Source organism: Bacteriovorax sp. BAL6_X, from assembly GCF_000443995.1.
Lineage (GTDB): Bacteria > Bdellovibrionota > Bacteriovoracia > Bacteriovoracales > Bacteriovoracaceae > Halobacteriovorax_A.
The window spans coordinates 332416-359269 of the sequence record NZ_AUMC01000003.1; the positions used below are offsets into that span (position 1 = coordinate 332416).

At 35.9% G+C, this 26854-nt stretch carries 25 protein-coding genes; 16 read left to right on the forward strand and 9 right to left on the reverse strand.

Going from position 1 to position 26854, the window contains the following annotated elements:
• The 7 genes from M902_RS01740 to aspA all read left to right on the forward strand — a co-directional run bounded on the left by M902_RS01740 (window position 1) and on the right by aspA (window position 6859).
• Window positions 1-459: a flagellar FliJ family protein gene (locus M902_RS01740; RefSeq protein ID WP_021266276.1), complete on the forward strand. Its 459-nt coding sequence runs from the start codon at window positions 1-3 to the stop codon at window positions 457-459.
• Between the two features lies 1 nt (window position 460).
• On the forward strand, window positions 461-994 hold the full coding sequence (locus M902_RS01745; RefSeq protein ID WP_021266494.1) for a hypothetical protein: 534 nt from the start codon (window positions 461-463) through the stop codon (window positions 992-994).
• A gap of 80 nt (window positions 995-1074) precedes the next feature.
• Window positions 1075-2595 (forward strand): hypothetical protein, encoded by a 1521-nt coding sequence (locus M902_RS01750; protein ID WP_021266413.1) that lies wholly within the window; start codon window positions 1075-1077, stop codon window positions 2593-2595.
• Window positions 2595-3458, forward strand: a complete 864-nt coding sequence (locus tag M902_RS01755; protein WP_021266152.1) for a flagellar hook assembly protein FlgD — start codon at window positions 2595-2597, stop codon at window positions 3456-3458. Before M902_RS01750 ends, M902_RS01755 begins: the two co-directional genes overlap by 1 nt.
• 10 nt (window positions 3459-3468) lie before the next feature.
• Window positions 3469-3936 (forward strand): TIGR02530 family flagellar biosynthesis protein, encoded by a 468-nt coding sequence (locus tag M902_RS15640; protein ID WP_021266054.1) that lies wholly within the window; start codon window positions 3469-3471, stop codon window positions 3934-3936.
• 133 nt (window positions 3937-4069) lie between these two features.
• The gene (locus M902_RS01765) at window positions 4070-5350 is read left to right on the forward strand and encodes a flagellar hook protein FlgE (protein WP_021266455.1); all 1281 of its coding nucleotides are present in this window, start codon (window positions 4070-4072) and stop codon (window positions 5348-5350) included.
• 90 nt (window positions 5351-5440) lie between these two features.
• Window positions 5441-6859, forward strand: coding sequence for an aspartate ammonia-lyase (gene aspA, locus M902_RS01770; protein WP_021266369.1), 1419 nt, complete (start codon window positions 5441-5443; stop codon window positions 6857-6859).
• A 41-nt stretch (window positions 6860-6900) separates the two neighbouring features.
• Here aspA and M902_RS01775 read toward each other — a convergent pair whose 3' ends face one another.
• Window positions 6901-7242 (reverse strand): hypothetical protein, encoded by a 342-nt coding sequence (locus M902_RS01775; RefSeq protein WP_021265787.1) that lies wholly within the window; start codon window positions 7240-7242, stop codon window positions 6901-6903.
• A 94-nt stretch (window positions 7243-7336) separates the two neighbouring features.
• Entirely contained in the window at window positions 7337-7771 is a 435-nt protein-coding gene (locus M902_RS01780; RefSeq protein WP_021266506.1) for a hypothetical protein, read from the reverse strand.
• Window positions 7772-7890: 119 nt separating this feature from the next.
• On the opposite strand from M902_RS01780, the gene M902_RS01785 reads away from it, so the two are divergent.
• A complete protein-coding gene (locus M902_RS01785; protein ID WP_021266042.1) occupies window positions 7891-9057 on the forward strand; it encodes a thiolase family protein in 1167 nt (388 codons plus the stop codon).
• A 44-nt stretch (window positions 9058-9101) separates the two neighbouring features.
• Window positions 9102-10166, forward strand: a complete 1065-nt coding sequence (locus M902_RS15645; protein ID WP_021266267.1) for a Crp/Fnr family transcriptional regulator — start codon at window positions 9102-9104, stop codon at window positions 10164-10166.
• On the opposite strand, the gene M902_RS01795 is transcribed toward M902_RS15645, so the two are convergent.
• Entirely contained in the window at window positions 10163-11773 is a 1611-nt protein-coding gene (locus tag M902_RS01795; RefSeq protein ID WP_021265932.1) for a hypothetical protein, read from the reverse strand. The two genes, M902_RS15645 and M902_RS01795, sit on opposite strands and share 4 nt — an antisense overlap.
• 164 nt (window positions 11774-11937) lie before the next feature.
• Here M902_RS01795 and M902_RS01800 point away from each other — a divergent pair, with 164 nt between their 5' ends.
• From M902_RS01800 to M902_RS15650, 4 genes are all read left to right on the forward strand, one after another.
• Window positions 11938-12729 carry a GYF domain-containing protein gene (locus M902_RS01800; protein ID WP_021266185.1) on the forward strand — a complete coding sequence of 264 codons (792 nt, stop codon included), beginning with the start codon at window positions 11938-11940 and terminating at the stop codon, window positions 12727-12729.
• A gap of 6 nt (window positions 12730-12735) precedes the next feature.
• A complete protein-coding gene (locus tag M902_RS01805; protein ID WP_021265825.1) occupies window positions 12736-13464 on the forward strand; it encodes an alpha/beta fold hydrolase in 729 nt (242 codons plus the stop codon).
• Window positions 13454-13975 (forward strand): hypothetical protein, encoded by a 522-nt coding sequence (locus M902_RS01810; RefSeq protein ID WP_021265879.1) that lies wholly within the window; start codon window positions 13454-13456, stop codon window positions 13973-13975. Before M902_RS01805 ends, M902_RS01810 begins: the two co-directional genes overlap by 11 nt.
• A 61-nt stretch (window positions 13976-14036) precedes the next feature.
• Window positions 14037-15956: a serine/threonine-protein kinase gene (locus tag M902_RS15650; RefSeq protein WP_021266363.1), complete on the forward strand. Its 1920-nt coding sequence runs from the start codon at window positions 14037-14039 to the stop codon at window positions 15954-15956.
• A gap of 28 nt (window positions 15957-15984) precedes the next feature.
• Here M902_RS15650 and M902_RS01820 read toward each other — a convergent pair whose 3' ends face one another.
• Window positions 15985-16731: a hypothetical protein gene (locus M902_RS01820; RefSeq protein WP_021266474.1), complete on the reverse strand. Its 747-nt coding sequence runs from the start codon at window positions 16729-16731 to the stop codon at window positions 15985-15987.
• Between the two features lie 163 nt (window positions 16732-16894).
• Between M902_RS01820 and M902_RS01825 the strand changes: the two genes are divergently transcribed.
• On the forward strand, window positions 16895-17539 hold the full coding sequence (locus tag M902_RS01825) for a hypothetical protein (RefSeq protein WP_156979690.1): 645 nt from the start codon (window positions 16895-16897) through the stop codon (window positions 17537-17539).
• A 19-nt stretch (window positions 17540-17558) separates the two neighbouring features.
• Here M902_RS01825 and M902_RS01830 read toward each other — a convergent pair whose 3' ends face one another.
• Window positions 17559-17987 carry a hypothetical protein gene (locus M902_RS01830; RefSeq protein WP_021266268.1) on the reverse strand — a complete coding sequence of 143 codons (429 nt, stop codon included), beginning with the start codon at window positions 17985-17987 and terminating at the stop codon, window positions 17559-17561.
• Between the two features lie 246 nt (window positions 17988-18233).
• On the opposite strand from M902_RS01830, the gene M902_RS01835 reads away from it, so the two are divergent.
• Both M902_RS01835 and M902_RS01840 read left to right on the forward strand, forming a co-directional pair.
• Complete coding sequence (locus tag M902_RS01835; protein WP_021265899.1) at window positions 18234-19142, forward strand: YihY/virulence factor BrkB family protein; 909 nt, start codon at window positions 18234-18236, stop codon at window positions 19140-19142.
• Entirely contained in the window at window positions 19139-20569 is a 1431-nt protein-coding gene (locus M902_RS01840) for a hypothetical protein (protein WP_021265734.1), read from the forward strand. The genes M902_RS01835 and M902_RS01840 overlap by 4 nt, the downstream gene beginning before the upstream one ends.
• On the opposite strand, the gene M902_RS01845 is transcribed toward M902_RS01840, so the two are convergent.
• From M902_RS01845 to M902_RS01860, 4 genes are read right to left on the reverse strand one after another with little or no spacing between them, the layout of a single operon-like run.
• Window positions 20562-21410, reverse strand: coding sequence for a class II glutamine amidotransferase (locus tag M902_RS01845; protein WP_021266068.1), 849 nt, complete (start codon window positions 21408-21410; stop codon window positions 20562-20564). The genes M902_RS01840 and M902_RS01845 overlap by 8 nt on opposite strands.
• A gap of 32 nt (window positions 21411-21442) precedes the next feature.
• On the reverse strand, window positions 21443-22054 hold the full coding sequence (locus M902_RS15655) for a TetR/AcrR family transcriptional regulator (protein ID WP_021266503.1): 612 nt from the start codon (window positions 22052-22054) through the stop codon (window positions 21443-21445).
• Entirely contained in the window at window positions 22054-25251 is a 3198-nt protein-coding gene (locus M902_RS01855) for an efflux RND transporter permease subunit (protein ID WP_021266486.1), read from the reverse strand. The genes M902_RS15655 and M902_RS01855 overlap by 1 nt, the downstream gene beginning before the upstream one ends.
• Window positions 25248-26732, reverse strand: coding sequence for a TolC family protein (locus tag M902_RS01860; RefSeq protein WP_021266112.1), 1485 nt, complete (start codon window positions 26730-26732; stop codon window positions 25248-25250). Before M902_RS01860 ends, M902_RS01855 begins: the two co-directional genes overlap by 4 nt.
• Between the last annotated feature and the right edge of the window lie 122 nt (window positions 26733-26854).

A 26854-nucleotide genomic window follows, 5' to 3' on the forward strand; every position in this document is an offset into this window, starting at 1 on the left:
TTGCGTAGAGAAAAGTTTAAACTACAAGGCCTATTAAAGTTAAGAGAGTTCAAAGAACAAAAAGTGAAACTTGAACTCGGGCAGATTAATATCGAAAAAGGCCGTTTAAACGAAGCAATTGCCAAGTGTCACCAAGATATTGAAGAAACATATAGGGCACAAGAAGCCTTCTTTGATACGTATACCTCAGGTAGGAATGCTCAGTTCTTTCCAATGTTTATTCAATCTAAAAGAAACGAAATTAAGGTATTAGAAAATCAATTACATGCTGTTGAAAGGCAATATCAAGAGAAGGTGAAAGAACTTTCTGTTGCTAAAGGTGAAGTAAAGGTAATTGATAATTTAAAAAATGAATTTGAATCAGAACAAAATAGAGTCATTGAAAAGAAGCGCCAAGAAGCTATTGATGAATTAATGATGGCTAAAAGGCATGCTCAAAAATTGGCCGGGGAAGCTTAAAATGAAAAGGTTATTTCTTTTAGTATTAATACTATCATCTTCACTGACTGCCACAGCGGAAGAGAAGAAGATTTATTCGCAAGAAGAATTTGATAAGGCACTTGAAGTGGCCCTTGAAAAAAAGATGAAGAAAGTTGGTCGTTCAAAGTTGATAGATTTCTCAAAAGAGCTTCTTAAAAAAGAAGAAGAATTGGCCAATCGTGAAAAGGCCTTAAAGAATCAACAAGAACAAGTTGTTGTTAATCAAAAGGAACTTGAGGGGCGAATTAAAGAATTTAAGGCCTATCAAACGAATTTCCTTTCATGTCTTGATAAGAAAGACTCTGATGAACAAAAACGTGTGATTCACATGGTTGATGTCGTTTCAAATATGAGGCCACAAACAGCAGCTAACTTATTATCTCAGCAGGACCCATCAATCTCAATTAAGATTCTTGGAGAGCTCGATCCAGTAAAGGTTTCAAAGATTTTTAATATGATGGATAAAGAGATCTCAGCGCGTTTACAAAAGCAATATATGACGATGAAGAAGTAGAGGTAAACTTTTCCATGGTTAATTTTTTAGTAAATTTGTGTAAAGATATTGCAAAGCGTTAAAAGAAGGAACAAAGAGTAATGCTTAAAAACTTAATTGGACATAACTTAAAAGCAAAGGGGACAAAGGAGCAGTCGCAGACTAATGCGAAAACTGTATCAGTTGATAACCTGCTTTCTAGTCACGCCAATAAGAAGCTTTCAAAAGGACAAAAGGAAGAGTTTAGTAAACTACTTCTAGATGGGGAGTCCAAAGGACAAAAATCTCTTCAGACTACGAATGTGGCCGAGGGATTAATGTCAAAGTCACAAAAGCATAATCTAAATAATCCTGTTAACGAAAAAATCTCTCATCAAGAAGTCAGAGAGCTTCTTAAAGAGGGAAAGGCAAATACAAATACGCTTATTAAAGAATCACATAGTCCAAAGATGGCAAAGGCCATGGCAAAGCACACTACGCCGACTTCTTTAATTTCGACTCTTAGTTCTACAGAGAAAACTCCAGCAGGTAAGCATAGTGATATTGATAGCATTCTTGGTACTAAGAATATTGTCGAATTACAAAAAGCTAAGACTACACTTGAGAGTAAACAAACTCCAAAACTCGCTGCAGAGGGAGTGAAGACAAATGCTTTGTTAGGAAAGAACACACAAGCTATTATTGAGTCAGCACAGGCGACACCTGAAAGAGCTGTTGAGGGGATGAAGGATAATAATCTTTTAAGAATGTCCTCAACAAACCTATTTAAAGGTAAGAAGCCAGTTGCTACAAATAATAAAAATCTTGCAAGTGGTGCAGACTTCTTGGCAAATCGCCAAGTTTTAAATAACCACGTTGCAACTGATATGAAAGCTTCAAATAGTTTTCATATGAATAAGTTTGCCAAAGAAGCATCTCATAAGAGTAGCTCAATTATTCGTATGAAAAGTGAACCAAAAGCTGAGGACTTCTCATCTGATATTGCGACAAAAGGCGATAGAAGAGCTCCACAAGTTCAAAATAATTTAATTGGTGCTCTTGGAAATACTAATACAACAAATGACTTCAAAGCAGAGATCAATTTAGGGAAAGCTCCAGAAGTTCTCGATCTTTCAAATGTATCTAATGCAGATCAAATGATTAAAGAAGTAACTAACTATATTGAAATGAACCGTATTGAAAACGGTAAGTCCTTACAAGTTCTAGTTAAGCATAATGAACTAGGACATTTTAATGTTACTGCTAATAAAGATGCTAACGGTATGATCGCTCTAAATATCGAAACTACTACGATTGAAGCAAAAGAGTTCTTTAAAGAAAATGAAGTTAAATTGTTAAAGAACCTCGATATGAAAGGTGTTAGAGTTGCTGACTTTAAAATTCATACGGCAACATCTGGTCAAATGAGTGATACTGCCTCTCAGTCTGAGAGCTTTAAAAATGAAAAACGTAATAACGAAAGACAAGCGGACAAAATCTCCACTAGAAATATGACTGGAAATGAGTCTGATTATGCGAGACAATTAGATAATGAAGATTCTTTTGCATTTGATAGTTTTCAAGATGCAAGAGAAGGCCGTCAAAGAAGATGGCAAGAATATAGCGAACGCATAGGTGCATAATGCCAGGAATTGGAAAACCACAACAGAGAAATTCATTTTCACAAATCGGTATGGCCCCTCGCCAGACGAAGGGGAATGGAAAAGGTTCAGTTGGTGAAGAACTAAACCGTATTGCTGGTAATAATATCGCTGATCAAAAATTTGTTGATGCTAAAGATCACAATAAAATGGGACAAGAAGGTTTCTTAAAACTTCTATCTCACCAACTAACTCATCAAGACCCAATGAAGCCAATGGATCAAAAACAACTTTCTGCAGATCTAGCTCAATTTTCTCAATTAGAGCAGATGACAAATATGAACCAAAAGCTTGAAAATATGGGGAAGAATGACCCACAAGAATTAAAGTTTTTTGGTGCAAGTTTCTTAGGAAAAGAAATTCTAACGAAAGGTTCATCAGTTACTTATGATGGTCAATCTTTTAGAAAAGATGTTCCATTTTTCTTAGATAAAGAAGCTAAGAATGTTATGGTTAATATCTATGATAAAAATCGCCAATTAATTGGAAAGGTTGAAGCTGAAAACCTAGGAAGAGGACAACACACTCTAACTTGGAATGGACGTCAACTTGATAATACCAGAGCTGCAAAAGGTGATTATACTCTTGAGGTTTGGGCCTTTGATAAGGACATGAATAAATTTAAGGGTGAAACAAAGTCGACAGGTGTTGTTAATGCTGTTGATTTTGATAATGGAGAAACAATTTTCACTCTAGAAAATGGAAAAAAAGTTTTTCTTCGTGACGTTGATAGCTTCAAACAAGCTTCTAATAATGGTTCAGAAATGAACGATAAAAATATTGCCGCATTGCAAAAGAGAGCGGCTCAAAACTATAATAATATTAACAATTCCGCTAACCAATAATTGGAAATAAATGGGAACTAAAGATATTTCAAATTTTCATATTCCAAATGTAAGCCAGGTTCCTGGTTCGAAGAAAGTTGATCTTCGTAACCGCCTTGGTAACGTTAGTGGTGGTAATGAAGCTGCTCAGTCAGAATTTAAAAATCTTCTGAATGATCAGATCTCTAATGAGAAGATCAATAAAGCGCATCACTTAGATCAGTTAGCGCAAACTCAAAGAGAACATGGAATTCAACTTTCGACTCATGCTGCAAAGAGACTGCAGGAGAGAAATATTGATATTGATAGTAATGAATTTTTTAAGCTAAAGGATGCTTTCCAGAAACTTCAAAGTAAAGGGGGAAGGGATTCTTTAGTGATTACAGATAAAGCAGCCTATATCGTGGATGTAGCGGCCAAGAAGGTAGTTACGGCCATTGATAAGGGAAGTATAGAGAGTAACGTTTTTACAAAAATTGATTCGACTGTATTGGTTTAAGATTTAATTAGCTGGTCCTAACGGAAGCTTTGTGTTTGCCTGTCGTTGTAAACACACCTTTTAAAATCCTTATTCCATTTAGTCGTTTTTAGATCTAAAAAATTTAGATTTGGTTTTAGTCTAGGAGGGACGAATGAGTATTTTACGATCATTTAACATTGGTGTATCTGGTTTAAGCGCTTCAGGAGCGGGGATGAATGTTGTTTCAGATAACATTTCAAATGCTGGAACGAACGGTTTTAAAGCTTCAAGAGCTGAATTCCAAGATGTACTTGCAGTCTCTCTAAAAGGGATCGAAGGTGGGGATCAATTTGGTGCTGGTACAAAGCTAGCTCACATTAAGCCGATCATGACTCAAGGTGATGTAGCAAGAACTGAATCAATCACAGACCTTGCAATTCAAGGTGATGGTTTCTTTAAAGTAAAAGCTCCATTCGGAAATGGATATTCTAGAGATGGTTCAATGCACTTTAACAAAGACGGTGAGCTTGTTAACAGTGATGGATATAAAGTAATTGGTTTCAAATCAAATGAAGATGGAACACTTACAAATAAAGAAGGTGAAATTAAGCTAGGAAACACAACAATTCCAGCTCAAGCAACTGAAAAAGTTAAGCTTTCTATGAACTTAGACTCAAGAGTTTCTGTAAAACAATTCGATCCAAATAATCCAGAAGAAACTTCAAACTTTTCTTCTTCAATTACAGTATATGACAATGTAGGTACAGCTCGTCTTGTAACTGCATACTATAATAAATCAGCTGATAACAATTGGACTTATAGAATCATGGCCGATGGTGCTGATGCTCAAGGTGGTGAAGCTGGTAAGATGGTTGAAATGGCACAAGGTCAACTTGTATTCAACGATAAAGGTCAACTTCAAGAAGAGATCGAATCTTCAAACTCTTTCAACTTCAATAAAGGTGCACAACAAGGTCAAAAAATTGAATTCTCTTGGGGGGAATCAATTGCTGAAGGTGGAGACGGTACTGATGCTTCAACTCAGTATGGTTCAGGTTCTGCAGTTGCTAGACACACTCAAGATGGTGCTTCTGCCGCAACTCTTGGATCTCTATCATTCAATGATGATGGTATCCTTACAGCAGTATATGACAATGGTGAGACAAGAGATATCGCTCAAATCGCTATTGCAAAATTTGATAATAACGAAGGTCTTTTCAAAATGGGGAAAAACCTTTTCAAAGAATCTAAAAACTCTGGTCAACCAGCAATGGGGAAGCCAGGAGAAGCGGGACGTGGACAAGTTCTTTCAAAGTCAATCGAGCTTTCAAACGTTGATATCGCAAGTGAGTTCGTTAACCTAATGACGTCTCAAAGAAACTTCCAAGCTAATGCTAAGACTATCTCTACAGCAGATAAAATGATGCAAGAGATTTTCAGAATTAAGGGTTAATAAATAACTCATACTCCTATGCTTTTGAAGGCCCTCTTTTGAGGGCCTTTTTTATATTCTTGTGTTTAAATACTCCTATAGGAGATTTATATGAAGAATCGAATCGAAGAAGATTTACTTGGACAGTTAGAAATAAATAACGAAATGCTCTATGGGATTCATACTCAAAGGGCCCTAAATAATTTTCAAATATCAAATGCTAAAATAGGGGACTATCCTAACTTTGTTAAAGGAATGGTTCTGACAAAGAAGGCAGCAGCAGCGGCCAATAAAGAAATTGGAACAATGGAAGATGATAAGTGCGATATGATTATTAGCGCTTGTGATGAGATCCTGACCAACTTAGATAAATATCTTAAATATTTTCCAACGGATGTCTTTCAAGGTGGTGCGGGAACTTCTGTAAATATGAATACTAATGAAGTTATTGCTAACGTGGCACTTGAGATGAATGGACATAAGCGTGGTGAATATGGAGTTCTAAACCCAAACGATCACGTTAATAAATCACAATCAACAAATGATGCGTACCCAACAGGATTCCGTGTAGCAGTTTACTTTTATATGACTAAAGTAATTGAGCGCATTCAAGGACTTTCAGACAGTTTTGAGAAGAAGGGGATTGAATTTGAGAAGGTGCTTAAGATGGGGAGAACACAACTCCAAGATGCTGTTCCAATGTCTCTAGGTGATGAATTTCATTCATGGGCCGTTAACCTTCGAGAAGAGGTAAGGTCATTATCTCGTTGTCGTGACTTAGTTCTTGAAGTAAATCTGGGAGCAACTGCAATTGGCACAGGACTGAATGCTCATGATCGTTATTCTGACTTGGCAATTGGTTTTCTTTCTGAATTCACTGATGGAAATTTTGTGAAATCTGAAAACTTAATTGAAGCGACTTCAGATTGTGGAGCTTATGTTATGATTTCAGGCTCTTTAAAAAGAACAGCTGTTAAGCTTTCAAAGATTTGTAATGACTTAAGACTTCTTTCTTCTGGGCCACGCTGTGGCCTTAATGAAATTAACCTTCCCGAACTACAGGCCGGTTCTTCAATTATGCCGGCAAAGGTAAACCCTGTTATTCCTGAAGTTGTTAATCAAGTGTGTTTCAAAGTTATTGGAAATGATATGACAATAACAATGGCTGCTGAAGCAGGACAACTTCAACTTAATGTTATGGAGCCAGTTATTGCTCAGTCTCTGTTTGAATCAGTCGACCTTCTAAGTCACGCGGCTTCGACGCTAAAAGAAAAGTGTATCGAAGGAATTACTGCCAATGAGGAGCATACGACAAATATGGTTTTAAACTCAGTTGGTATCATTACTTACTTAAATCCATTCATTGGCCATCACATGGGTGATATCATTGGGAAAGAAGCAGTTAAGACTGGAAAATCAATTCGTGAATTAGTCCTTGAGAAGAAGTTGCTATCTGAAGAAGAGCTTGATGAGATCTTATCAGTTGAAAATTTAATTAAGCCTAAGTACAGAGCAAAATTATTTAAATAAAAAAAAAGCCTCCTTAACGGAGGCTATATTTTTTCATTATTTTAGTTTCGACGGTGTCTTCTTTCTTTAAAAACATGGGCACGGCAGGTTGCTGCCATGATATTTGGATGATTAGTTGGTCCAGAAAATCTTGTGAAGTCAAAGCTTCTAACATTGCAACCTTGTTGGCATACATAATTAAAAGTTCTTTGAAATCCATTTGTGTATGTAATTGTGTATTGATAATCAAGAACTGTCATACGTCGATGTGAGTTGTTGTAGATCTCACAGTTTACATAAGGTCCCCAGTTAATCAGACCTTCAACCGTGCGGTGTCTTTCTTCTTGTGCCCAAATTTTTTGAGTTAGAAAAAGTAGCAACGCTAAACATAGTAGCTTTTTCATAAAAATCCCTCTCTAATGAATATTTATATCAAAATGCTATTAGAGTTAAGTGGCTCTGGCAAGTTAACTCGAGTTAAGCTATGAATGCTGCGTGTTACTGATTAAGAAGTCTATCGGCTTGAATCGTTAGACCAACATTTTCTCTTGTCACCTTGCAGTATAGTGTTGTTCCCTTGAAGGTTTCTTCTTTCCACATATCTTGGTAGTCATCCCAATTTTGGTCCGCAAAGAATTGATCAAAGAAAGCGCCAATTGAGTCTACTAGGCCCTCAAGAAGTTTTGTATGGTCACCGTTTTCCTCAAGATCCATTGATGCGAAGTAAGTGGTTGCTGCAGCAGCCTCGTTTGATGTATCAACAAGAGAGGCCATAATTAGAACTTCACCTTTATAGAGTCTTCCATAGATTTCGAATACTTTATTGGCTTCAAATAATTCATTGCGATATGTATCTTGAAGAAGTTCAAGTACCGAATCCGCCCATTCGTTTGGAAGATCAATTAAAAATGGCCCGTTAGTTCTTGAAAGCATTCGCAATATCCTTTTTAACGCTGTGAAAATCTATATAGAAGTAGAAGATAATTAACAAGCCACTGTTTGTGTGTCAATATATCTGGACTTTAATTAAGATTAAATAAAAGGAGTAAATAATGAGTGTTTATATTTTATCTGGTGCAAGAACGCCAAGTGGAAGTTTTCTAAGCTCACTTTCTCAAGTTGGAGCAACTCGTTTAGGTGCAACTGCAATCGAAGCTGCTGTTGAAAAAGCAGGTATCGCTAAAGATAAAGTTGATGAAGTATTTATGGGTAACGTTGTACAGGCCGGTGTAGGACAAGCCCCAGCTCGCCAAGCTGCAATCTTTGCAGGCCTAAGTGAAGCAACTCCATGTACAACAATTAATAAAGTATGTGGATCAGGAATGAAGACAATTATCTCTGGTGCTCAGTCAATTATGACAGGTGATAACCAAGTTGTTGTTGCTGGTGGTATGGAGAATATGTCACAAGCTCCACACTTACTAATGAACTCTAGAACTGGTGTTGCAAAATTTGGTGCAGCAGAAGTTAAAGATGCTATGCAGTGGGATGGACTATGGGATGTTTATTCTGATCAAGCAATGGGAAATTGTGCAGAAGAATGTACTGAGAAATATAACCTAACAAGAGAAGCACAAGATGCTTACTCAATTGAGTCTTTTAAAAGAGCTCAAGCGGCAATTGAAGCAGGGATTTTTAAAGATGAAATTGCTCCAGTAACAATCAAAGGCCGTAAAGGTGACACAGTTGTTTCTGAGGACGAAGGTCCATTCAAGGCAAAATTCGATAAGATCCCAGGACTAAGACCAGCTTTCAAAAAAGATGGAACAATTACTGCAGCAAATGCTTCAACAATTAATGATGGTGCTGCTGCTGTTGTTCTTGCAGGAGAAGAGTATAAAGACCAAGCGGATTTTAAAGTCGTTGGATGGGCATCACACGCTCAAGCGCCAACTTGGTTTACAACAGCTCCAATCGAAGCAATGAAAAAGAACTTAGAGAAAACTGGACTAAAAATTTCAGATATTGATGTTTTTGAAATTAACGAAGCTTTCGCAGCTGTACCAATGGCAGCTATGGAAGAGATGGGAATTGATCATGCAAAACTAAATATCTACGGTTCAGGAGTATCTCTTGGTCACCCAATTGGAACTTCAGGAACTCGTATTGTTGTAACTCTTATGACGGCCATGAAAAACCAAAATGCAAAGTACGGTTTGGCCTCTATTTGCATCGGTGGCGGTGAAGCGTTATCATTGATATTAGAAAAAATTAAATAAATTAGCAGGACTTTCGTAGTCCTGCTTTTTAAGTAGGACTATGGATGGCCCAATCTCAAACACAAAAGCAACATAAATCTGGTATCGTACGTTTCAAAGCGGGCGAAGTTCTTTTCAACCAAAACGATCCAGCAGATTCTCTTTATATTATTCAAAAAGGACAGATCAGACTCTATATTCCAAAGGGGCAGGGCTTTGTTGAAATCGCTATTCTTCGCGCCGGTGAAGTAATTGGTGAGATGGCCTATTTTGATAATAAGGGTTCGAGAAGAAGTTGTTCTGCTGCTGCTATTGTTCCTACTGATGTTGTACGTGTTACTTTTAGTGCGTTTGATAAAACAATGCAGGGATTAAACCCATGGTTTAAAACAATTGTTAATACTCTGGCCGATCGCCTGCGAAAAACTAATGACCGCGTAAAGGCGCTAGAATCAAATTCTGTTGGTTTTGGTAAGGATGGAAAAGTAGGTGAGTATGTCTTTTTTCATACAACAGATGTACTAAGGATTCTTGCAGGTATTTATCTTTCTTCAAAGGTTCACGCCCAAAAAGGTGAAGACGGTGCCCACCGTATTCACATCAGTTCTATTCGATATTACTTATTCGATATCTTTGGTGTTTCAGAAATTAAATTTGAAGAGATGATTGAGCTTTTAAAAAGAGAAGGTTTGATTATCATGGAAGATGATAAAGACGGACAGCCTAAACTTGTTAAGATTCCAGATCTAGAAAGTCTTCGAAGTATAGTCGCTTTTATTAATGCGGAAAAAATAAAAACAGATGATAAAAAAATTAAAACATCAAAGAAGTGCAACCTTATACTATCACGAATGAAGCATCAGCTTCTTGCAAAAGGTGTTACTAAGGGAAAAGCATCGGCCGATCTTTCAGCTGTCATTAATGAATTGAAGGAAGGGGAAGCAATCGTAAATCCTGAAGATATTCGTCCTGCCATTATATCTGGAGTAGTAGAAGATATTTTTGTGGATGATAAAGGTAATATGACCAATGTCGTAGACATGGATAAGCTAACAAAAACTCTACCTGGCCTTATCTTTCAAGTTGCTTGGCAGCGACTTAATGAAGAAAAGGCCGGTAATAGTTATTAATTTCCAGTTGGATAGAAGTTTACTTCAACGTTGGCCCCGTCACTATAAACAGCATTTCCAAAAAGCTTTAGGAAGTATCCTGTCTCATTCATGGCCGGAACCGCTGGTGTGTCATCTGTCGGACTTGTTATCTTAATATTGAAGTTAGAGTAGTAAGCAGGATTTGATCCCGACTTCATTAGCTGCCAACCGTTAGTTGAACTCTTGTTAATAGTCTGGCCATTAATCTTAAGTGTAATCGAACTTTCAACAGGCTTACTATTAAGCTTCACATACCCATAGAAGTTTTGTGGTGTCTGGTAGCTGACGACTAAACATTCAGGATGTTCTACAATGGCATTCCCATTTAGACGAATGAAGTGACCAGAATGTTCCTCTCCAACTGAAGGAGAGTACCTCGTGGCAAAATTACCTCTTTCACCAATATAGATATAACCATTACTTGTACTTTCAAGAATTGGTGTACCAGCTTGAGAGCTTCCTCTTACGTACTTTGTAATAATAAGAGAGTTCGTATCAATACGAGCACCTGGTTCAGCAACTTTCCAGTAGTTGTACTTGTGATGTAAGATAGCATCTTGAATTGAGTTATAGACATGATCAAAAACATTATTGAAGCTTGTTTTTTGGGTACAAACATCGACATTATCGTTGTATCCAAAGCCATTGTACGAGTTATTAGAACGTGGAAATGGATATGGATTACTTCCACTTAAGTTCTCATATGGTTGATTGTAGATCAGGTCACTGGCACCATGGTAATTAAAATTCTTTTCACCTTTAGAAATTTGTGGACAGCTATAAGACTCTGGGTCAACAGACGGAGCAAGTGAGATAAGTCTTAACATCGATGAGTTAAGCTCATAGCTTCCAACATTACTACATGTTGAATTAAAGGTTGCGGCCGTATTCTTGTTTGTCCCAAGCATTTGTTTATCAGAATTTGAATATAGAGATTGAGAGTAGAGCGCGCCATTGTAATTACCACGCATACATAGAAGATCGTGGGCCATGGCCTTACGATATTTTACGGCCAGAGAGTGATTATTTGCTAAATTTACTCCTGTTGTGTTCCAAGAGTTATCATCTTCGTTAGACATGATGACAATAATTGTATGGGCACTCTTTCTGAGAGCACCATTTAATTGATTAAGTTTTACTAATTCGTTAATACGTGAAAGTCCACCTTCACGTGATCCTGATCCCGGACTGAAGTTTGAGATAACATTTGAAGCGGCATAGCGAGAAATTGTCGTCACTCCTGAAGGACTAATTCCTTCACGAGAAAAGAAGTAGGTTTCACTATTTCCCGAGCCGATAAGTGGCGCCATAAGAACTTGGTAGTCGAATCGATCTGCGATATCATTAACAACATTATTAAGAGCGGTTTTCGTTTGGTTGCTAATAAAGCTTGTACTTTTTGAGTTATCCCATACAAAGAGAAGGTCAACAGGTGGCCTAATATAGGTAAACTTAGAACACATTTCACTGTTTACTGTTTGAGTAGGATCTGTCCCAAATGAGTCTGAATTCTTGCGAGTTGCAAATTCTTCTTTCGCACATGAGGCCATAAATAATAATGTCAAAATAATTAAGATCTTTTTCATCAATTAACTCTTCGGTTAAGAAAAAATAAAACTTAAATATATTTCGGCCTTTTTTACTAAAGTATTACTCCCATTTGGTGCTTCTTAGGGGCAATATTTTTCATTAATTTTGTTAATGATATCAACAGGTTAAAATAGGAAGGTCAAAGCAAACGGAGAAGAATATGGCACAATGGTATTACGTTGAAAAAGGTGAAAGAGTAGGACCTGTTGAATTGGAAGAGGTTGAAGTTCTATTTGGAAAGGGCAAGCTTACACCTGACAGCTATGTTTGGACAAAGGGATTTGATAATTGGAAGTTAATTTCTGAGGCCACAGAGCTAGGTCACTTATTAAATAAGAGAGTTGTGGATGAACTTCCTCCTGAGCTTGATATGCCTCCTGTAATAGACGATCAACATGTCGTTCTTTACTCGTGGGAAGACATCAAAGATGATGAAAAAATCATTACGATAAAAATTGGACTTGATCGCGGTACCGATGAAGTAGAGTATGGCCCATTTAGTGTGATTGATTTACAAAAAGCTTATAAGCAAAATCGTATTAATGAAAAAACTCTTGCCTATATTCCTGGTGAAAATGAGTGGGTATTCCTTGCCGAAACTCCAATTGCAAAAAAAGTCATGGGCTCTGTTCCTCCTTTAATTACTGATGATGAAAGAAGACTTAATCTGCGTAAGCCATTTGTTGCACGTATGTTCTTCCATGATTCTCAACAAGTGTTTGAAGGTGTTTGTCGTGATATTTCTATCGGTGGAATGCAAGTTCTTGTTTCAAACTTTCCATTTAATGTAGGGGATGAAGTAACGCTAAATGTTCACCCTGAAAATACTGATTACCACTTTATTGCTTCTGGACTTGTCGTTCGTCACTTAAATGAAAACCAAGGTTTTGCTCTACGCTTTGTTAATCTATCTGATGAAGCAGAAAGCTCGATCAAAAGTTATATCGGGTAGTCTTAGATGGATACTTCGATTTATATTCGTGAGTATCGCAGCGATAAAGAGGATGCAAAAACTGTCATTCTTTTTCATGACATTGGAGGAGGACACTATACTTTTGATAGCTTGATTCCTTTACTTGTCGAAGAAGGACTACATGTTGTTTCTTTTGATTATTTAGGCCATGGACTAAGCTCAGGAACACGTGGACATTTTGAAAGTATTGACGAAGTTAAAAACTTCTTAAAAGAACTCTATTATAATAGTAAACTTGCTCAAGGAGATGAGGTCTATACTTTGGCCGTTAATCAAGGAGCATTGATCTCACTACTTTTTTCTACATTATTCGATAATGTAAAAGGTAATATCTTTTTAAATCCCAAGATTCGTATAGAATTTAATAAGAATCTTAAAAATGAATTATTATCAAAAATACCTTGGCAGCCAAATTTTTTATCGCGTTATCATATTAAATTGTCAAAGCAGAGTAATGATTTAACTGCTAATAATTTTGTGACAAAGAGAACATTAATCGTTCTTAATCAAATCTTGAAAAAAGTTCAATTAGACGTCTATTTCATGGAATGCAGGAACTTAATATTTAGTAGTAACAAGGATAGTATTATTTTTGAGACGATTATGAGTGAATTTAGAGATGAAATAGAAATCCCAGAGTTTAATTCTGTTAAGGCCATAAAAAAACAAGACATTATTTTCAAAGAAACTTATAATTGGATATATGAAAACTAAAATTTTAGCTCTTTTTGCCCTGTTTTTTTTAACTTCATGTGGAAATATGACAAAGAATTTTGTCAAAAGTGGAGAATCAATTATCAAGGGTGGTACCGCTGGTGATAAGCCTTGGAATGAAGCATTAAGGTTTCAACGATTATCTTGGTATTCAGAGCTTAACCTAATGTATGATGTATTCTTAACAAAAATGGAGCCTAGTTCTCCTTTTTGGCAATGGTTTTCAGAAAGTGAATCAAGACGTTTAAAAGAATGTAAAGCAGTCTATGTTGCCATTACGTTTAGTTTAGACTCTGACAGAATTTCACATGCAATGTTTTATAATCAAATTTTATCGAAAGAACTTCAGCCTGTCGTAACAAATGACTTTGATATGGCCATTGCTAATCATCCAGACTTCAATAAATTCTTTTTGTCTCTATATAAGAGTAAAACGCTCTGTGCAACATCTGATATCGGTGACTTAAGGATCAAATTTCCTAATTTTAAAACGAGAACTCTGCATTTTTAGTCAAAAACATATCTAAAGTTTGAACTTAAAAGCTCCGATAAAAATTTGAGGAGCTTTAGTAATGAGTGAAGAAAAGAAATTTGAAAGATTTGGTCGATACCTTATTCTAGATCACTTAGTTGATGGTGGTATGGCCAAAATTTGTCGTGCACGCTTTCTGGGGGAGCAAGCCGATAAGATTGTTGCTATCAAAATGGTCCAACCACAATTTTCATCAGACGAAGCATTTCAGACAATGTTTATGGATGAGATTAAAACGACTTTTGGATTGTTACATCCAAATATCGTTCAGACCTATGATTATGGTTTCCATAATGGCCAGCTTTTCGTTGCGATGGAATATTGTGATGGAAGAAACCTAAAGCAATATATTGATAAGCTAAAGGAACATAATTATGTTTTTCCAGTAGAAATTTCGTCTTTCATTACGATTCAGGCCGCTCAAGGTCTTCACTATGCTCACACATTTACAGATAAACTGACAGGAAAGCCTGCCAATATCATTCACCGTGATATTTCACCTCATAATATCATGTTAACTTTTGATGGCTCTGTTAAGGTTATTGACTTTGGTATTGCAAAGTCTGAAACAAACTCTGAAGCGACTCAAGCGGGAACAATTAAAGGAAAGTTATCTTACCTTGCTCCTGAATACTTAGATGGATTAGATCTTGATCCACGTTATGACTTATTTGCAACGGCAATTACTCTTTGGGAAATGCTGTGCTCTCGAAAATTGTTTAAAGCTTCAAATGACTTAGCTGTTTTAAAGAAGATTCAGGAATGTAAAATTCCAGTTCCTTCTTCAATCAATCCAATGGTTCCAAAAGAACTTGATAAGATCATCTTAAAGGCACTTCATAAAGATCGTAATAAGCGCTATCAATCTCTTGAAGAGTTTGCTCGCGCTCTTAATAAGTTTCTATATTCGACGTATCCAGACTTTAACTCTTCAGATCTTTCATACTTCGCGAAAGAACTATTTAAAGACGAAATTAAAGTAGATCGTGAAAGAATGTATGAGTTTGGTCAAATTGAACTAGGCCCATATATTAGAGACTATAAAAATGAAACAGAAGGTAAGCCTTCTACTGGTGATAGCGTCGATGCAACTGAGCCTTCTGATGCTAAGAAGAGAAAAGAGAAAGAAGCTCTTTTTGAACTCGATATTGATGAACAAACAGATATTCAGGTTGAAGGTTCAATACCTAAGCTTGATATGGCATCAAAATCGGCAAAAACAAAGATTAATAAGATTGATATTCGCTCTAATAAAACAAGTGCGAGTACAAAAATTAAGCGTATAAAGAGAAAGAAGAAAGTTGAAACAAAGAAGAAGAATTACTTCATTCATGTTGCTTCTATTGCGGCAATTGCTGCAGGAGTCTACTTCGCTAAGGATCATATTCCATTCTTAAAGGACTCGAAGACTGCTCCGACAGAGGTTGCAGAGGCGCCGGGCACAAAAACAAAGGCTAAACGTACTCCAACGAGTAATCAAAATGGAATGATAACGCTTAAGAATTTCAGTAGAAATAAAGATAAGTTATATATCAATGGTGCTGAAAAAAGTGTTGATGTTTTAAATCGATTAAAAGTTCGTGCAAATGAACTACTGACAATTCGAGTTGAAAAGACAGGGCGTGAGCACTTTATAGCACAAGATATATCTGTACAGGATGGTGAGTCTCGCAATATTCAAGTAGAGTCGATGGCAAAGGCATACTATGGTTACCTACAGACAAGCTCTGCATGTATCCGTGGATCAATTAGCTTTGAACTATTTGGAGAGCAAAGAGAAGAAAAATTACCAATTCGCTTTGTTCCGGGGATTCCTTTTGCGACAGGTATGAATTCACAAGGTGACAGTATTCCAAAAGAGTATGAAGTCGTCATTAAGGATTCAAAGAGCTCTGTGCCACACAAGGTGAGCTTTGAGATACAGAATTCTAAAGTTGTTGATCTTTGTAAGCTACTATAAAAAAGGCCCGTTTAACGGGCCTTTTATTTTATCTTGATAATGCTTTAATTAGTGTTGCAAGAACTGACTCTTGAAGCTTTGTGATTTGGCCGATATTCGCCATGATAATAAAAGGGCTTTTTAGAATATTACCGCAAATTGATAGTTCACCCTTATCTTCATTATACTCGACAATCTGGAAAGCGTTTACGAATTCTTCTTCAAAGTGCTTCATAAGCTTTGCTTCAAAATCTTTACCTTTGACAGGGTTTGGCTTCTTGTCACCATCGATAGTGATGTGAACTAACGCTTTCTTGTCACTATTTTTCGAAACGTCTTCAATATCATTATAAATAAGCTTTAACTTGTTTGCGCCAAGGTTAATTTTAAAGATATGCCATAGCTCTTCAAAGAAAGCAGTTCTGTCATTTGGCCATAAAGCTTTTAGGTGATCTACAACTTCAAAAAGTTCCTCTAGGAGTACGATATTATTTTGTAGGATCCAATTACTTGAGATCTTATTGAATACTTGCTCAAGCTTCTCATTTGATTCTGCTTCAAATTGTTCAGAGTTTTCAAAGAACGTTCCTAGCTCGTGAAGGGGAGTATATTTTGATTCTTTCTTTAGAAAGTTGTGTACGCTTTCTTCTTCTAACAACTCAGGAGAATAAAAAATACAGTCAAAACTCTCTTCAGATACTTCCGATACATCAGCAATTTTGCTTTTTGTCGTACTATTTAAATCTCTGATAATAATTTGATTCTGATTTTTTATAAAACCAATCTGACGTTGCATTATGTCCCCTCTGTGTATCCTATTGCAAAATATTATCGAATTAGTCGAGCATACGTCAATGCTGTATGCCCGCAGGAATAAGGTTTGTAGCTGATTTTAGTTAAATAGGGGAATAAAAGAGCATAGTACTGTAGATATTTGAACTCAATGTTATAATTAACATATGTTGTCATTAAAATGGATGATTGGCCTTTGCCCGATCTTATTATTTTCAACAAATAGTATTGCTCAGGATGCCTGGCTTCTCGATGATTTTTATAACCAAGGTGCCAAGCAAGTTGATCAGAAAAAAGAAAAAGTACATTACAAGAAAGACTCGGCCTTATATCAAGTTGATATTAATGGGGACATTGTAAGAGAATATATTGGAACATCAATTACTGATGGGGTACCAACTCTACAGATTTATGATGTACAGAAACGACTCATTTTTAGTTATAAATTTCCTATTTCAGGATTTAACTCACATCTCTATCGAATAAAAAGAAGAAAGATATCTGCTAACAAGACAGCAACTCTCTTTTATCAATTTAACGGTAGCACAAATTATATCAATACTTATGGTTCATCTAACTTATGGGGAATTGTTGTTGAAGATGGCCAGTTAGATAATATTAAAATTCATAATTTTGGCCAAATCTGGCAAGAGAATAAAGATGACTATGGCCTTTATAAACGAGCACATCTCGTGAATTTCATGGATGTTAATAAGGATGGACAACTGGATGTCGTAATCTCTAGCGGGGCAGTTTATAAAGCCTACTCCCATATTAATGGGAGTAAGTGGTCACAAACTTATAAAAAATAAAATATTTTAAATGATTCTCTTATGAAGCTTTCTTAACTTCATCAGATTCTTTTGAGCTTCTCTTATCAGATAACTGAGTAACATTAGTGTGATCAGCAGATTCTTCACGCTTTAAATTACTTGCATATGAGTCCTTATTCGCTCTAAAGAAAGTATAAGCGCTAACTGCAATAGGAAGAAGAATGAAGAATAGATAAAGTAGACTTTCAGAAGCATTATTTTCAGTATAACTTTCTACTTTTAAAAGCTCCGGACTATGGACCCTTTCTGTCTTCGCTGTTGAAGGCTTTCTTGTTGGAGAAAAATCGTAGCCTTTAGCTTTTGAAGGTTCAACTTCTTTATACTCATCAATTGATGAAGTGTATGTATCTTCTACCGCTGGTTTTCTTGCAAAAGAAAATTGTGATGATAAATACATTAAAGAAATTGCGATTACTAATTTACTCATTATTTTCTCCATCCTAGAAGTGGCGATGGCCACCTTAGTATTTTACCACCATTTTTAAGGCAGTTTGAGATGGTAATCTTTGACCATCAGCTAATCTTACTTATCGGCTAATTTTCATAGGTACTTAAAATTGCACTAAAAAAAAGAATGAACAGACTAAAATTCAGGGATTTATAACCGATGAATATATATAGGAATCGATATAAAGTAGATATGGGGAGTCGGGTATTCGTGCCTGGATAGAAAATGAAAAAGTATATGAACGCCGTTAGGCTCGATCCTGACAAAATTGAAAAAGACTTTCTTGAATTTTGTAAGACATTCGTACTTCGCTTAATTGCTTCGATTTTCTTGTTTAAGAAGAGAAAGGGAGAGGTTCTTGCTGGAGCTACTACTTTTTTTACCATCTTAAGCTTTGGCCCTGCCATAATGATCTTAATTTCAATTATTGGTGCTTATCTTGGAGATAGTGATACAGCCAAAGAGCATATTATCACTATGATTTTCTCTAATTTTCCGCAAATAGATACATCTGTTTTAAATGCAATTAAGCATTTAGTTGAAGAACAGGTTAAGGGTTCATTTATCGATTGGCACCAACTAGGACTATGGTTCTTTGCCTGTCTTGGGATTAGCACTTCATTTATCTTTGGAATTAATACCCTTTCAAAAGTTGATATCGATGGAGGGATGATTCAGGATGATCTTAGATCAGCTATTTTTGGTATCGTTTTAGCTCTCTTTTTTCTCATCGTTTCTTTTCTTATGGAAAAGAATGTCATCGTTGGTTTGCTATCAAATTTAACAACACATTCTAACGAACTTTATTACCTTATCGAATTACTTTTACTACCTTTTACGATCACAACTTTTGCACTCGTTTATAAGGTTTCAGCTCAAATCAAGGTTAGTTATAAAGATGCTCTGTGTGGCGCATGTGTCTTCATTATGTGCTTTTTTGTAGGGAAGTCGACTTATTGGGTTTATCTTAAGTATTTTAAAGACGATTTAGTTAGTGATTACGGAAGTTTTTATAACCTACTCGTGGCAATGATTTGGGTTTATTATATTATATGTTCCTTTTATTTAGGGGCCTGTTATACGTATGTTCCGAAGATAAAGATTTTCGACGGTAAGAAAAGAGGTAAACGTTGATTAAAGAAGATGTCATTCTACTGATGTGCCATGAGGTATGTGAAGATTTGCATATCGATAAGGTACTTCGTAAGAACTTCTTTGCTTATTTCTACTCATGGACTTTTAGTTCATATAATCAAGTTGAAAAAATTATAAGTGAAATTGATAATGATCAATCTTTTTTCAACCGTTGGAAAAGCTCTTTCAAATATATGAATGCTAAATTTAGCTACGAAGAAAAGAAACTGGTATTCTTTCGTCTATTTGATATCTTTAGTACTAAGATAAGAAATAAAAAGGCACCTCATATTTTACGAGAAGCCTATGAATACCTAGAAATTAAAGAGTCAGACTTTGAATATATTCGAGATGGCTTTTATCGCACTCAGTATTTCAATCAAGCAGGACTTAGAGATTATTCTAATGCACTTTTATTTTCATTAATGATCTCATATTCAAATGACGGGATTTTAGATCAAACGGAATTTAAAAGTTTAAGGAACGTCTTACACCATATTAGTGGTCATATGCCAAAGGTACCAATTCATTCATTTGATATCAAAAATGTTTTGGCCGTAAATGCTTACTCAAAAGAAGAAATTTTAAAAATGAGAAGCGAGGTTGTCGAAGCAGTTAAATCTGATGGAGAAGTTAATAAGAAAGAAATTGCGGCCGTAAAGTCTGTGGTTAAAAAGATGCACCTTGGTGAGTTTCATGACGATAGCTGGAAAGTTGTTTCTCCTTTTATTTCTTTGATTGTTTTACTTGCTGATAATGAGCTAAGTGAAAAAGAAGAAGAGTGGTTCCTGGAACACTATGATGAGAGTTTTATCGTTAATAATATAGAACAAGTCTTTTGGCTATTTAGTGTTTTAATTCAAGTACCAGACGTTTTTAAGAAGAACCGTTCATTCATTCGTAAATTATGGCATGATCAAAAACCACTTTATGATATGGCGAATATGTTATTTTTAACATTTGCCAAACACTTTTTAAGATTAGATGAAAATAGATTAAAAACATTTGCGGATTATATTAAAATAGGTCGTAAGAAGGATATCGTTGAAGGTATAGATGAAATCTTATCAGGAAAGGTTGTTGAGGAAGAAATATTGCTTATCATCAATCTTGTACTAAACGATCGATATGATCTTGAAAAAATAAATGGGTTCTTAAATAAAAAATATATTGAAAGAGTCTTTAAAGGGGTAAAGAAGGAGGACTCAAAGCTAAAGTACTTGGCCATTTGTCATATTCTTTTTGCCGATGAAACTATCGATGGAAATGAGTATAAGGCCCTATGGGAAGCTTTTGCTTCATCACGATTAAATCCACAAATACTTCAGTCTGTTATCTATGACTACTCGATCTGTAATATGAAAGTTTATAAAATGGATGACTATCACGAGTACTTAAATTCAGGGAAGTTTTATCGAGCTATTTAAGACTTTTATTAAATAATCTCATCTTAAAGTCGACCCCCATAATCTCCATCGGCTTCAGATCAATCCAGATATTATCGCCAGATAATGGTTCACTAGAAAATATAAGATGATTAACATAACCGGTCTGTGTTGGGGCTTCACACTCTGGTGAGAAACTGCTACAAGTATCGCGATCGAGACATTTGTTCTTATATGTTGAGTAGAAAAGTTTTTTCCCACCGTTAAAGGCAAGCATTAGGTTTCCATTTGTTAAAATAAACGAAATAAAGTTATCTGTCGGAGGTGCTTTGGGATCAAAATTAAGTTCTCCGATTATCTCAATTAACTTATTAATTGCACTATTGATAATATTTGTGACAAATTCGATATCAATCTCTTCTTCACTTAGGTTAATCTCTTTTGAGATCTTAGACAGAAGAAAGTAGAAGAGGACTTCACTGTCTGTTGTCCCTAGTATAAATTTTTGAAAATATTCAGGAATGTGTTCTAGGATCTTTTCACGACATTTATCAAAATTTTTAATATTTCCATTATGTGCAAAGGTCCAATGGCCATATTGAAATGGGTGAGTGTTTAGGATATTTGTTTCACCAACTGTTGCTTTACGAATATGCCCAAGGACAGTTTGTGACGAGACAACACCTGATACTTTTTTAAAGATCTTATCCTCAAGAGCAGCACAAGTCGATTTGATAATATGGGGAGAGTTTCTCACGTAATAGGCTACACCCCAACCATGTGGGTGTTCTCGGCTTTGTACTTCTAGAGCATTGTCTGCTTGAACAAGGCTTTGGTGAACTTGACTTAATATAACTGATCTAAATCCAAATAATCGACACATAGAAAAAATTCCTTCTATGTGTCTGATCGGTTTTATCTAATAAAATTTAAAGTTGCTTGGACATTTCTTTTGATTGACTCAATTTTTTCCGCTTCAGTGAAATGAAGCTGTTCTTCGTTAGACATTTTTATGAGAGAAGACTGGGAAACTAAGGCGATCATAGTCATATTGTGAAGAATATTCCTTGCTCCCCATAAAAGAAGAAATTCATCGTCATCTTTATAGTTAATTTCTTCTCTGATTAATTCAATTAAAATTTGAACACCTGGAGGTCCTTTTGCATCTTCAAGGCAGGACTTTGGTACAAGCTCTTTGTCTAAAGGAAGGTTATTCATTAAGAACATTTTTACTGAATTTAAAAATGTACTACTCTCATCCATGAAATATTTGAAAGTTTCGACAGAAAACTCTTCCGTATTATTTGTTCTATTCTTTATTCCTGTCATCACTTCATCCATACGCTGAGTGTTTTGATTTAAAACTTCAGCATAAAGTCCGGCCTTCGATTTAAAGTGGTAATTGATGGCCGAAACATTAGCATCTGCTTCTTTGGCGATGTCACGAATCGAAGTATTATCATAACCGCGGTCGGCAAAAAGCCGACTCGCAGTTGCTAAAATTAAATCTCTTGTTGTCTTGCTCATTATACTTCTACCTCTTTCGAATCAAGGATCTCTGTAGAAGCTTCATCTTGATGATTTGAAACACTAGCAGCATCTCTTTTGAAGATTTTATTTGCTATCTTATCTGTGAGCTCTACGAAGTCTTCGATGATTGCATAGGCACAAGGAATAAATATCAGAGTCATAATTGTCCCTGATGTTAGTCCCCATGCCATTGACATTGTCATAGGAACAAGCATTGCATCTGATCCACCAATACCGTAGGCAGTAGGTAGAAGACCTGATACTGTAGTAAGCGAAGTAACAAGTACTGCTCTTAGACGAAGTCCCGAAGCTTTTACTAAGATTTCATTTAGGCTTAGTTTTCCTTCTGACCTAAGTTCATCAATGAAGCTGATAAGAACAATTCCAGAGTTTACGATAATACCAGCAAGGCCAATAATTCCAATCAAGGCAAGGAAGCTGATTGGACGTGAACGATCTGGGTAACCACTAAGGATCGGTGTTGCAAAGGCAATTGAGAAGCCGATGAATCCTAGCGGAATTGTCATCATGATAATCATTGGACGTAGAAAACTCTTAAATAGGAATACTAGAATTGCAAAGATTGCAATAACCGCTAGTACTCCAGCTTGAGCAAGTGACTCAAGAGATTCTTTGGTACTCTCTGCGGCCCCTCCAAAACGAAGTGATACACCTGGGTATTTAGAAGCTACCTTATCGAAAATTTGCTTAAGCTTTATATTGGCCATGGCCGAAGTAGCATTAATATTATCAACAGAACCAATTAAAGTTTTAGACCTCTTGAAGTCATAGCGCTTAACATTTGGCGTTCCATTTTCTTTGCGAATTTTGGCAAGTGACTTTAATGGGATAAGGTTTCCACGATTATCCATAACTTGAATATTAAGGATATCATTAGGTTTTCCTCTAAGTGCTTTCTTAAAACGCACTTCTAGGTCAACGTCCTTATTATCTAATGTCACAGTACTCGCAATACTACCAGCGATAGCGGCCCTTATCGCCGTACCAATTTGTGATGCTGAAACACCTAGTTGATCGGCGCGGACATAGTCGATATCAACGTAAACTTCTTCATCTCCGTAAACATCATCTGTTTTAAGGTCTAGAATACCGTCAATTTTTTCTAATTCACCTGAAATTTCCGCAATGATTGCATCAAGTTGCTCAAAGCTATTAGCTCTAAATGTTCCTTGAATATCTTCACCTACAGGAGGTCCGTTTACTTGAGATTCAAATGTTAATGACTCAAGCTCTGGGATTTTAATTTCACGTAGCTTTTTAAGCATTTTTGTTTCAGCAATATTGTATTTGGCGTAATCATTTACATAAATGAAAAGAAGACCAACGTTATTACCTTCTTTATCCTTTGGATCTGAGAAACCAATAGCCGCTTTCCCTGCAAAACCTACGATATGCTTAGCTTCATCACCAATCTTCTCTTTAATCTTGCGACTAACTTCAAGCATATACTTTTCTGTCATTTCAACAGGTGTCCCTCTTTTTGCTTCAAAGCGAGAAAGGTAAATTTCCGTTTGATCTGCAGGGAAGAGGATAAACTTATTACCTAGGGCCATAAAAACAAGTGAACCAATGATGATACTTGTGAAGAAAAATGCTGAGATATAACGATGTTTAATCGCAACTCTCATAAGAGTTTCAAATTTAGTTTGAAATTTTGTAAACCAATCGGCTTTCTTTTCTGCTCCTGTTTTCTTTGCTGAACCTGAATACTTTGCAAGTCTCATTGGTAATAGAAAAAATGATTCAATTAGAGAAAGAATAAGAGAGATTGTTACAATGATTGGAATGGCCATGATGAATTGCCCCATAATTCCTTTTGTCACAAGCATAGGAATAAAGGCCGCAATCGTTGTCATTGCCGTACCAGTAATTGGAAGCCACAGCGATTTAACACTCGATAGGGCAGCTTCTTTAGCGCTATATCCTTCCTCATTCATTAGACGTGTAAAGTTCTCGCTGATAACAACACTATTATCAACAAGCATACCTAGTGCAATTACAAGTGCTAGAACAGTCATGGCGTTTAATGTAAGACCGTAGTCCGGCATAAAACCTAGTGTTCCAAATACAGCAAGTGGTAGTGACATACTAGCAAGAAGTCCAATACGTCCAGGAAGAAATATAAATAGGAAGAATATAACAAGAAGTAGTCCTGATACAGCGTTTGAAGCTAGTACTTCAAGCTTGTTAACAACCTTTAGTTCTTCGTTATTGTAGACGTAGAACTTATACTCTGGATAACGTTTTTCAAACTTCTCCATATGAGCTTTAATCTCTTCAACCATAGTAATAGTATCTTCACCTGATTTTTTTGAGATTGTAATTAGTGTCGCTTCTTCACCATTATATGAAGTAATTACTTTCTTTTCCTCTTTCCCGTCAATTACTTGAGCAACGTCATCTAGGAAAATATTAGCTCCTGAAAAGTTTGAACGGATGAGAATATTCCTAAGCTCTTGAACATTTGTAACTTTTGCTTCAATACGAACAAGCTTTTGATCATCTACAGTTTTTAAAGTTCCACCTGGAACGTTTACGTTTCTTAGACGTAGTTTATTTAATACCTCATCAATACCAATATGTTGTCTTTCAAGCTTTTCTAGATCAAGAATAATCTCAAACTTTCTTTTAGCAAAACCATCTAGTGTAACACCTTTTACGGCCTTAATATCTTCAATGTCTTCTTTTAAGATATCCGCTACTTCATCTCTTTCACGAATTGAATTAGGGCCAACTAGTGCAATTTGATATACTGGAATTTCATCCGAGTTAATCTCCTGGAATAGTGGAGCATCTTGAAGATCTTGTGGTAGATCAGATACACGGTCTACTGCTTTTTGAAGATCACTCATAACATCATCAACACTATCAACATTATCCATATCAACTCGTATGACGATTTTAGAAAGACCAGCTTGTGAAGTTGACTTAACGTCCTTTACACCTGAAACGGTCCTAATTTCATCTTCAATAGGTTTTGTGATTTTAATTTCAATGTCATTTGCTGAGGCACCGTCGTATACTGTTGTTACAATAGCTGTAGCAAATGAAACGGTAGGATATGACTCAGAAGTCATTTTGTTCAGTCCCATTAATCCATAGATTAAAAGGAAAAATGTGACAACAATTGTAAACTTATGATTCTCTATAAAGAATTTCGATAATTGATTCATAGTTTTGCTCTTTTATTTAACTTACAGGGAGTTTGATTAAAAACTGTGAAGTAATTAATAATAGTTTCTATTACTTGATACTTTGTACTGATTTCATCAAGGTTTGAGTTTAAAAGCAGATTCTCATCAATCAGTAAATCTTGAGATGTAACACGTGCTTGTTTAAACTTTCTTTTTGAATCTTTTAAAGTATCTCTTAAATGCACTTCGTTTCTTTTTTGAGCTCTAATTACATTTTGTAGAGTCAATACTGATCTAAGAGTTTGGGCGTGAAAGGCATCTAACTTTCCTTTAACTTCTTGTGCCTGGGCAAGGTTTTGACGCTTGATTATTTTATCTTGAATCTCTCTAGTCTTATCTTTTTCTCCACCAATTGGCATTGTCCATTGAATACCTACTGATAAACGATTATCACCATTATCAGTTAATTCCTGAAAGCTATTTGAAAAACTATATTCTTTACCAACAACTTCGAATTGAGTTGTAAGTTTTAGATCTGACTTATCATAGTTATTATTAACTTTTTGAGATAATTCTAAGTCTTTTTGAAGAAGGCCTAGGACTTCATCATATTCTGTGTATTCAAGTGGTAGCGATGATGAGTGCTGTGCAATTGTTTGTGTACACCCCATTACATCTTCAACTGTTCTATCAAGGTTATATGCTGCAAGTTGAATAGTTTTCCCACCAAGTTTTTGAGGAAACAGTGACTTTAATGTCTTTAAAAGTTCATTTCTTTCAAATTCTAAAAGATAAAGTTGGCCATTTCTAGCTTCTACTTGTGAGCTAATACGTGAAAGATCACCCTTGTCTGCAATATTACTGCGGTAGCGCTTTCTTGTATCCTTCTGTAGTTCCTTTGTTGTTTTTAAAAGGGCCTTTGCAATTTTAGTCGACTCATTATTAGCAACAATTTTCCAATATAGCTTTCTTGCTTCTTGAACAAAGGCGTGAGAAGAAATCTTTCTTTGTCTCTTCGCAATTTCTTCTTGTACCATTAGGCTTGCATCTTGTGCTCTAGAAGTCGAGCCAAGAAAGTCCTTGTAGATATCTAGAGCTAAGAAAGCACCTGCTGAAGAAGTTGTTCCATCTTTTACGAAGTTATTGGAGTATTGGTTTGTGTTAACCATGACTCCGTAAGAAAGTCCGTACTTTGAATTCTTACTTAGCTTCATTTGAAAGTCTGTAAGAGGTGAGGTAACTGGAATAAATTGAGCAAAAGATTTCTCTTTCGTTTCTTGGTAATTAGCTTGAGTATCTAATTTAAATCCAAAGTTTTCGTCATACTTTGCTCTTTCTTGTTTCTTAGCAAGCTCCTCTAAAGAGATTCTTAACTGGTTAAAGTTTTCTTCCTCGGCCCATTGAATGAGTTTGTCTTCATCGAGCATGACGGGAAGGGTATTGGCCCAACTATATGAAGCGCCAGTAATTAGTACCGTAAGGACAGAGAATTTAAGTCCGTGGCGTAAGTACTTATTCATAATTAAATTACTCCCTTATGTGTTCAAACACTTGTTTGATTCAAACGATTGTTTGAAATTTACTACACTTTGATTTATGTGCCAAACATTTTATGGGCCGAATGAATTCCCTTTATAAATGA